Below are 8,694 nucleotides of genomic sequence, written 5' to 3'. Positions count from 1 at the left end.
TACTTATCTTTCTCCATATATTTTTTAATCTTTCGTTCTTCCCACTCTTTTCCGAATATCCCAAATGGAAAAGTTGTCAAACCGTGTATAACGATACCGATTCCCCAACCTCCCAGTGGATATAAAAACCATAATTTACTTGAATCAGAGCTTATATTTATAAAAAAAAGCATTAAGTTAACTAGTATATAGACCGTTAAATGAATGTAAAACGCTTTTAAATTCTCCACCCTTTTTTTAGCTCGTAAATAATTCTCATCTCGCTCCACCCTTAAACACCTCTTTCAATATTGTATTTTTTCACCTTCGCTCCAGTGTTAACATCATATTCTAATCGGAAATCCGTTATTCTCAAAAAAACATCAAACAAAAAAGTACCCAGCAAATTGTCATACACATGATCATTTGCTGGGTACTGCATGATACATTTGTTATTTACAGGCGTCTAATTAAGACCAAATCCAAACATCATCATTATTTTCAACGTTGCCCTTTACCTCATAAACCTTTTCGATATGATCCGTTGTGTTCCAGTTAATAGAACTTCCACCCCAGCCCACATACTTCATATCAATTTTCACTTTCTCACCCGTATTAAATACTTGTCCCTTTGTTAAGAAAACATCAATAATAACTTTCTTCCCATTTAGCGATGGATACTCAACTACGACATATTTAGTAGCACCGTCTCCCTCATCTTCCATCGTTCCTACTTTTGATACTTCTCCAATTACATAATCAGGTGAGCCATCTTCTTTCATGTGCATGCCTAACTTGTTTGTTGTATTTTCAACTGCAGTTGCAACCATATATTCTGTAAAATTACGCATCATAGATCCAGTAGCTTTTACTTCATCCCCTACTTTCACATTTGAAAGTGAATCAATATAAACACTAACAGGTTCTTCGTATTGCTTAGATTTAACGATAATCACACCATTATCCACTTCTACTACTCGCCCTTCTAACGTCGAGAAATTCGACTCAATAGAAGCCGCACTCGCTTTTGACAGTTCTAATCCTGGTAAATTCGTTCCTGATAATGCTGCGATCCCTAAAGCACCTGCTAAAATTAATTTTTTCATACCCATTATGAAACATCTCCATTCATGATGATTTTATTTTTTCGATTGGATACGACCAACCTGTAACTATTATAGTTACAGACAATAAGGAATAGCAACCATCTTTCTCATGCAATGTTGCATACTGTAATTTTTAAATTTAAATCGATTATTCCTATATTCAACACGAATGCCAAATCCTTGAATACCAGCAGGTAAACTGATTGATGATGAAGAAACTAATGTCATGCATCATATTTTTTCAATGCTACATTTTGTATAATCGTAGTCCATTAAATTATGTAGGAGCGGAATTAAAATGTTAATGAAACCCAAAAGATTACAGCCAGGAGATATTGTGGCGACAGTAAGTGCTTCGTGGGGAGGCGCAGGTGATGCTAAGCTACAATGGCGTTATGAGCAAGGAGTAAAGAGATTAGAAGAAGTTTTCGGCCTTAAAGTTATCCCAATGCCAAATAGTTTAAAAGGTAGCGAATACCTTTATAAAAATCCACAAGCTCGCGCGGAAGACTTAATGACAGCATTTAAAGATACACGTATTAAAGGAATTATTACGAATATAGGTGGAGAAGATAGCATCCGTTTACTTCCTTATATTGATTTTAATATGATACGTGAAAACCCAAAAATTTTTATGGGGTACTCTGACGATACCGTTTCACATTTATTTTGTCATAAAGCAGGTATTTCTTCTTTTTACGGTCCAGCAATTTTAACCGATTTTGCCGAAAATGTAGAGATGGATTCATATACGATTGCGACGGTAAATCGTACTCTCTTTTCAAATGAGATGATTGGCGAAATTCAACCAGCTAATGAATGGACGAGTGAGCGTTTAGAATGGATAGAGATAAATAAGGATAAAAGGCGTACGATGCAACAAAACAATGGATATGAGCTACTTCAAGGCTCTACCACTGTACAAGGGCGTTTGATTGGTGGTTGTATAGAAGTACTGGAATTTGCAAAAGGAACGGAACTTTGGCCCGAGAAAGAACATTGGGAGAATAGCATCCTTTTCTTTGAAACCTCTGAAGATCATCCAGAACCAAGTTATATAAAGTATTGGTTGCGAAATTATGCAGCACAAGGCATTCTGCAAAAAGCAAAAGGAATCATTTTTGGTAAACCGAAAGACGAAATGTATTATGAAGAATATAAACATGAAATACTGAAAGTTATGGGGGAATATAACTTAGAAGATTTGCCAGTTCTTTATAATTTAAATTTCGGGCATACTGAACCGAAGTTTATTTTACCTTACGGTGCGATGGCAGAAATTGATTGTGAAAATAGATCTTTCTCTATTTTAGAAAGTGGCGTGGAATAAAATAAGTGTGGGGTTTCCCCCCACACTTATTTCATTTCCTTTGCCTACTGATTAAAGAATAATCCCCGAAAAACTCCCCTTCATTACTTCCTTTTCAAGTTGATTCATACATGTAAACATCGCAATAATCTTTGTCCGATTTTTTTCATCAGGCTCAAATTGTTCAATGGTTACGTCACAACGAATCGTATCACCGCTAAAAACGGGACGTAAAAATTCAAAATCCATCTTGCGAGCTAATACATTATGATCACCGCCAACTTTCGTAGGAAGCGTTGATGTTAAAAGACCTTGTACAACAAATCGTCCTTGTTCATCTGGTGTAATATGATGAATTCCCTCATCCTTAGATACTTCTGTAAATAAAACAACATCCTCTTTTGTAAAAGTTCGCTCAAAGGTGATTTTTTCTCCTACTTGCAATTTCATTGATACCCCTCCTCAAAAACACTTTTAAAATAAGAAAAACCGAAACTAAAAATCATTTCGGTTTTTCAAACTAAAGAAGTTTATTTTAACGAATGTACAAACAACCCACTGCGAAGTTTCGGTTCAAACCATGTTGATTTCGGCGGCATTACTTCTCCAGCGTCTGCGATTGTTAATAAATCTTCCATTGATGTCGGATATAACGCGAACGCTGCTTTGTATTCACCGCTATTCACAAGACGTTCTAGTTCTTCTAATCCGCGGATTCCGCCGACGAAATCAATGCGTGAATCAGAGCGCGGATCATGTATTTCAAGCACCTGACTTACTAAATGATCTTGTAAAATAGATACATCTAAACGTCTAACAAGATCATTCGCATCAAATGTTTCCTCTTTCACTGTGAGCTTATACCACTTTTCGTTTACATACATTCCAAATGATTTTGGCTCATTTGGTTTATACGGTGAAACACCTGCTTCTTCCACATAAAAATATTGCGCCACTTGCTTTAAAAATTGCTCTACTGATAAGCCATTTAAATCTTTCACAACCCGGTTATAATCCCAAATTGATAATTCATCATGAGGGAATAAAACAGATAGGAAGAAATTGAATTCCTCTTCTCCTGTGTAATTCGGATATTGCTCTCTTCGCATAACTCCTACTTTTGCAGCTGATGCAGAGCGGTGATGTCCATCTGCAATGTACAAGTTAGGGATATCTTCAAATGCATTTACTAAAGTCGTAATTACTTCTTCATCTGCAATCTTCCACGCAACATGCTCGACTCCGTCTTCTGCCGTAAATTTATAAATTGGCGCATGTTCTTCTTTCCAGCTTGCAATTAAACGTTTCACTTCTTCTTTTGTACGATAAGTTAAAAAGATAGGACCCGTATTTGCATCGCACACATCTACGTGACGAATGCGATCTAGTTCTTTTTCATGACGCGTTCTTTCATGTTTTTTAATTGTATCATCTTCATACTCGTCAATCGATGTACAAACGACAAGGCCTGACTGCGTTCTTCCTTGCATCGTCAGTTCATAAATATAAAGCGCTGGCTCTTCATCTTGAACGAACACTTCTTCTTGTATAAATTGCTTTAAATTTTCACCCGCTTTTTCATATACGCGATCATCATACGGTGAAAGTGCTGGATCTAAATCAATTTCTGCTTTATCAACATGTAAGAAAGAATATGGATTCCCTTTTACAACTTCTCTTGCCTCTTCACTATTTAATACATCGTAAGGTAAAGCTGCCACTTGCACAGCTTTTTCTTCTACTGGACGGATGGCCCGAAACGGTCGGATATTTGCCAAGTTCCTCTCTCCTTTACACAATCATTCGAACGGCTACAACACCTGTAATTTTGCTTATATTTTCCACAATATTCTCTTTAATTATATCATCAATACCATTATCAATATCAATCATTGTGTACGCCCAAGAATGTTTACTACGATTAATCATATCCGCAATATTAATATGATGTTCTGCTAAACATCCTGTAATTTGCCCTACCATGTTCGGAACGTTTTGATGCATAATCGTAATTCGTTTTTTTCCAATGTACGGAAGTTCTACGTTTGGATAGTTTACTGAATTACGAATATTTCCTGTCTCTAAATATTCACGTAATTGTCGAGCTGCCATTACCGCACAATTTTCTTCAGACTCAGACGTAGATGCACCAAGGTGAGGCGTCGCTGTTACATTTTTCATCTTTATAACATTTTCATTCGGGAAATCTGTTACGTAATGTGTAATAATATCTTCTTCTAACGCTTTTTGAAGAGCTGTTTCATCTACAAGTTCTCCTCTTGAGAAATTGAATAGACGCATTCCTTTTTTCATCGTCTCTATAGCGTGTTCACCAACAATCCCCTTCGTTTGGTTCGTAAGAGGAATGTGTAATGTAATATAATCACAAGTTGCAAAAATTTCATCTAAACTAAATGCTCTTTGCACTTGCGTAGAAAGACGCCATGCTGTTTCAACAGATATATATGGGTCGTATCCGACAACGTCCATTCCTAAAGCTAACGCATCGTTCGCAACTAAAGCACCGATTGCACCAAGACCGATAACACCTAGACGTTTCCCTGCTATCTCTGATCCAACAAATTGCTTCTTCCCAGCTTCAACAAGCTGTGGTACTTCTTCTCCATCCAACTCTTTCGTCCAGCTCACTCCATTTATAATATTACGGGAAGACATAATAAGACTTGCGATAATAAGTTCCTTCACTGCATTCGCATTAGCCCCTGGCGTATTAAATACTACAATCCCTTTTTCCGTACAACGCTCAACAGGAATATTATTTACACCGGCACCAGCTCTTGCAATCGCCTTTAAATCTTCTGAAAATTCTTCTTGATGTAAAGAATAGCTGCGAAGTAAAATACCATCTGGATGACCTACTTTGTCTCCAATTTCATAGCGATTCCCATCAAAAATTTGCAAACCCTTTTCCGCAATTTGATTTAACGTCTGAACACGAAACATATCCCCATCTCCCTATCTATTTTCAAGCTCAAATTCCTTCATATAAGCTACTAATTGCCCAACACCTTCCACTGGCATCGCATTGTAAATACTTGCACGCATACCACCTACTGAGCGATGTCCCTTTAGCGTAACGAAACCGCGTTCTTTCGCTTTTTGTAAAAACTGATTGTTAAGCTCTTCTGACGGTGTTGTAAACGGAATATTCATAAGTGATCGATACGTAGGGTCAACTGGTGAAGTAAACAATTTAGATTCATCTAAAAAACTGTAAAGAAGTGAAGATTTCATTCTATTTTGTTCTTCAATCGCAGATACCCCGCCTTGTTCTTTCAACCACTCTAGTACAAGTTTCGTCACATAAATACTAAAGGATGGCGGTGTATTATATAGGGAGTTATTTTTACTGTAAGTTTCATAGTTTAGCATCGTAGGACAAGCACTATTTGCACTGCCAATTAAATCTCTTTTTATAATTACAATCGTTAAACCCGCTGGCCCTAAATTCTTTTGCGCACCCGCATATATGAGACCAAACTTCGTAACATCATATTGTTCTGATAAAATATTTGAGGACATATCCGCAACAAGCGGCACTCTTTCTACATGTGGAATATCCACATATTTTGTCCCCTCAATTGTATTATTTGTTGTAATATGTATATAATCTAGTTCTTCATCATTTGGTAAATCATCCATTTTAGGAATCGTAGTAAATTTCTCTTTTTCAGAAGAAGCAATCACTTGCACTTCCCCTACTTTTCCGGCTTCTTGCTGCGCCTTTTTAGACCATGAACCTGTCAGTATGTACCCAGCTTTTTTATATGTACTCATTAAATTTAACGGTATCATAGAAAATTGTAATGACGCACCGCCTTGTAAAAATAAAACTTCATAATCATCAGGAATGTTCATTAATTCACGAAGTAAGCTGCTGGCTTCATCAATAATACTTTGGAAATAAGAAGATCTATGGCTCATTTCCATAACAGACATGCCTGTCCCGTTATAATTTACAAGCTCCTTTTGCACTTTCTCTAAAACCGGCAAAGGGAGTATAGATGGTCCTGCTGAAAAATTATACACTCTCTCCATCACCCAGATAACCTCCCTATTTCTCATTTTTATTATTTTTTAAACTTTCTGAATTATAACCTATATACAATACACGGTCAATTTGTTTTCCGTTATTACGGCGTAAGACGCAATGGAATCGCTTGCATGTGCAAATATTTTTTTATATAAAGTGAGCAGAAAACATATCAACAAAACAACAGCCTAGATGCATAGTGCTCTCCTTTCAAATTTGATAGGTTCTTCTCTTATCTATTTTACTTTTTATACATTAGAAAAAGAGCGAATCTACATTCGCTCTTTTCCACATATTTATGGCCCAAAGCTTATCATCCAACCTAACATAAATCCAAATATAGAAAACAGCAGCATAAAAATAAATAAACTACATGCCCACAATGCATATTTTCGACTTTTGCTTTTTGTGATCATACCTATGACTGAGCACACCACTCCAATACCAACTATTTGCAGAAAACTTTTACCTATAAATGTTTCTTGAATAAGCAATATAATGTTCAAATACAATAACGCTAGAAAGGCAATAATTAATGAAATAGTCCCCATCCACGTTTCCTGTTTATACATATGATTCTTTCCTTTTTTTAAGAATGCCAATTCCATAACCTCGCTTCACCTACTTTCAATTTTCTAACTTTTTCGTGGCTCATCAATTTTTCAACTTCTACTTTAGGCCCAGTTACAACTGCCCCGTATGTTTTTATCCCATTTTTTTCAAGGAAAGAAATACGCTTTGACAACTCTAATACTTTCGCTCTAGATAGCTTCACTGCTAAATTTTCATGCTTCTGTAATGACTTTAACACATCAATAAATTGTTCCTCATGAGGTAAATCACTTACAAAAGCACCACTTGGACTTGAAATCATTTCTGCTGGAAAGCCAATCGGGGCTACATACATACCCTCTTCATTCGTTTGCTTCTCCTCTAATCCTGTATTAACGGCATACCACACAATATCAATAGTAGGAAACATATTCGTTACCTCTTGTACACTTAATAATTCTCTAAAAGATACAAATGCTTCTACAACAGATTCTTGCGGAAGACCCTTTAATACCTGCGCTTCTTCGCTACTATTATAGGACGCATTATAATTATTAGGATGAGACAACACCTCGTTATCTATATATGGGACTTCTGGAATTTTTTCATCTGTTGTATATTCACGGCTTACTTTCGTTGCTCTACTTAATACATAATCTGTTTTCTCTTCTCCTATTCGAATATCTTTCTTTCCTACCCTTTTATACAAATCAAAATGCAATTGCAAACTAAGCGGTAGCAATGTTTGCTCCATGTCCCTATCTTTCAAAAATACATTTGGTTCTGTTACACTTAACGTTTGATTTACTACATTCCGTATCTCCATTGCGTTTGTAGGTGCCACTGTATAATATAAGAGTGTAGATATATATAAAATAGGTTGAATAAGTAGTAAAAAAGTAAATACAATCAAAACATTCGTAATACGCGCTCTTTTTTTACCTATTTTCAACACTTGCTCCTGTTTTCCATCAGGAAGTGAAGCCGGTCTTTGATCAAGAGCTTCTTGTAACAATTCTTTATAATCATCTTGTTCAGAATGAGGTTTATCATTTGTCATTTTGACTCTTTTCCTCCTTTAACAATTCTTTTAATCTCTTTCTCCCGCGAAATATGTGACTTTTATACGTGTTTACCTTTAAATCTAATACAGTAGCACCCTCTTCGTACGTTAATTGATGTACGTCACATAATAAAATAGATTGTGCCTCTACCACTGGTAAAGTATGAATAATCTGAATTAATTTTTCATAACTATTTTTTGCGACTACATACTCTTCTGTAGATTCCCCTGCTTGTATTGTCTCTAATTCTTCCGTTCCTACAAAAGTTACTTTTTTCTCTTTCCTAACAAAATCAATAAACGTATGATATGCCACTTTAAATAGCCATGATTTTACCTTTTGGTTTTCATAGTCTTCTAGATAAAGATACGCCCGATAAAAAGTCTCCTGCATCAAGTCCTCCGCTACGTGATGGCTACGAGAAAGGGAAAATAAATACCGGTACACATCGTTTATATAAACTTTATATATTTCTTCAATTTCCATCCCCCTCCTCCTTTCATATATAACACGAATAAGCGCGTTAAAAAGTTGCATTATTTTTCCTTTTTATATTTTTTATTTATTAAAAAAGAAATAACATTTATAGATTTCAATAACTATTTACAATTATAAACAAAATATGAGATG

Annotated in this window: 10 protein-coding genes; 1 reads left to right on the top strand and 9 read right to left on the bottom strand. The window is 35.8% G+C overall.

What is annotated here, in order from left to right:
- On the bottom strand, window positions 1–269 hold a 269-nt coding region (locus AB3X48_RS13935), incomplete at its 3' end, for a 2TM domain-containing protein (RefSeq protein ID WP_016105376.1).
- A gap of 180 nt (window positions 270–449) precedes the next feature.
- On the bottom strand, window positions 450–1,091 hold the full coding sequence (locus AB3X48_RS13930) for a F0F1 ATP synthase subunit alpha (protein ID WP_016105377.1): 642 nt from the start codon (window positions 1,089–1,091) through the stop codon (window positions 450–452).
- Window positions 1,092–1,383: 292 nt separating this feature from the next.
- Here AB3X48_RS13930 and AB3X48_RS13925 point away from each other — a divergent pair, with 292 nt between their 5' ends.
- Complete coding sequence (locus AB3X48_RS13925) at window positions 1,384–2,415, top strand: S66 family peptidase (protein ID WP_016105378.1); 1,032 nt, start codon at window positions 1,384–1,386, stop codon at window positions 2,413–2,415.
- A gap of 51 nt (window positions 2,416–2,466) precedes the next feature.
- On the opposite strand, the gene AB3X48_RS13920 is transcribed toward AB3X48_RS13925, so the two are convergent.
- From AB3X48_RS13920 to AB3X48_RS13890, 7 genes are all read right to left on the bottom strand, one after another.
- Entirely contained in the window at window positions 2,467–2,844 is a 378-nt protein-coding gene (locus tag AB3X48_RS13920; protein ID WP_016105379.1) for a hotdog family protein, read from the bottom strand.
- 80 nt (window positions 2,845–2,924) lie between these two features.
- Window positions 2,925–4,172, bottom strand: a complete 1,248-nt coding sequence (locus tag AB3X48_RS13915) for a DUF1015 domain-containing protein (RefSeq protein WP_016105380.1) — start codon at window positions 4,170–4,172, stop codon at window positions 2,925–2,927.
- Between the two features lie 13 nt (window positions 4,173–4,185).
- On the bottom strand, window positions 4,186–5,358 hold the full coding sequence (locus tag AB3X48_RS13910) for a 3-phosphoglycerate dehydrogenase family protein (RefSeq protein ID WP_016105381.1): 1,173 nt from the start codon (window positions 5,356–5,358) through the stop codon (window positions 4,186–4,188).
- Between the two features lie 12 nt (window positions 5,359–5,370).
- Entirely contained in the window at window positions 5,371–6,453 is a 1,083-nt protein-coding gene (serC, locus tag AB3X48_RS13905) for a 3-phosphoserine/phosphohydroxythreonine transaminase (RefSeq protein WP_016105382.1), read from the bottom strand.
- 291 nt (window positions 6,454–6,744) lie between these two features.
- Complete coding sequence (locus AB3X48_RS13900) at window positions 6,745–7,056, bottom strand: hypothetical protein (protein WP_002110719.1); 312 nt, start codon at window positions 7,054–7,056, stop codon at window positions 6,745–6,747.
- Window positions 7,038–8,060, bottom strand: a complete 1,023-nt coding sequence (locus AB3X48_RS13895; RefSeq protein ID WP_002110720.1) for an anti-sigma factor — start codon at window positions 8,058–8,060, stop codon at window positions 7,038–7,040. Before AB3X48_RS13895 ends, AB3X48_RS13900 begins: the two co-directional genes overlap by 19 nt.
- Window positions 8,050–8,550, bottom strand: coding sequence for a sigma-70 family RNA polymerase sigma factor (locus AB3X48_RS13890; RefSeq protein WP_033714735.1), 501 nt, complete (start codon window positions 8,548–8,550; stop codon window positions 8,050–8,052). The genes AB3X48_RS13895 and AB3X48_RS13890 overlap by 11 nt, the downstream gene beginning before the upstream one ends.
- Between the last annotated feature and the right edge of the window lie 144 nt (window positions 8,551–8,694).

The organism is Bacillus sp. S4, assembly GCF_040838205.1.
Lineage (GTDB): Bacteria > Bacillota > Bacilli > Bacillales > Bacillaceae_G > Bacillus_A > Bacillus_A cereus_U.
The sequence above is the reverse complement of the archived record's forward strand: the minus strand, read 5'-3'. Positions and strand labels throughout refer to the sequence as shown.

Excerpts from the sequence above, each read along its gene's own strand:
- AB3X48_RS13895 (WP_002110720.1), bottom strand. The coding sequence starts at position 8,060 with ATGACAAATGATAAACCTCATTCTGAACAAGATGATTATAAAGAATTG.
- AB3X48_RS13900 (WP_002110719.1), bottom strand. The coding sequence starts at position 7,056 with ATGGAATTGGCATTCTTAAAAAAAGGAAAGAATCATATGTATAAACAG.
- AB3X48_RS13930 (WP_016105377.1), bottom strand. The coding sequence starts at position 1,091 with ATGGGTATGAAAAAATTAATTTTAGCAGGTGCTTTAGGGATCGCAGCA.
- AB3X48_RS13910 (WP_016105381.1), bottom strand. The coding sequence starts at position 5,358 with ATGTTTCGTGTTCAGACGTTAAATCAAATTGCGGAAAAGGGTTTGCAA.
- AB3X48_RS13890 (WP_033714735.1), bottom strand. The coding sequence starts at position 8,550 with ATGGAAATTGAAGAAATATATAAAGTTTATATAAACGATGTGTACCGG.
- AB3X48_RS13925 (WP_016105378.1), top strand. The coding sequence starts at position 1,384 with ATGTTAATGAAACCCAAAAGATTACAGCCAGGAGATATTGTGGCGACA.
- serC (WP_016105382.1), bottom strand. The coding sequence starts at position 6,453 with ATGGAGAGAGTGTATAATTTTTCAGCAGGACCATCTATACTCCCTTTG.
- AB3X48_RS13920 (WP_016105379.1), bottom strand. The coding sequence starts at position 2,844 with ATGAAATTGCAAGTAGGAGAAAAAATCACCTTTGAGCGAACTTTTACA.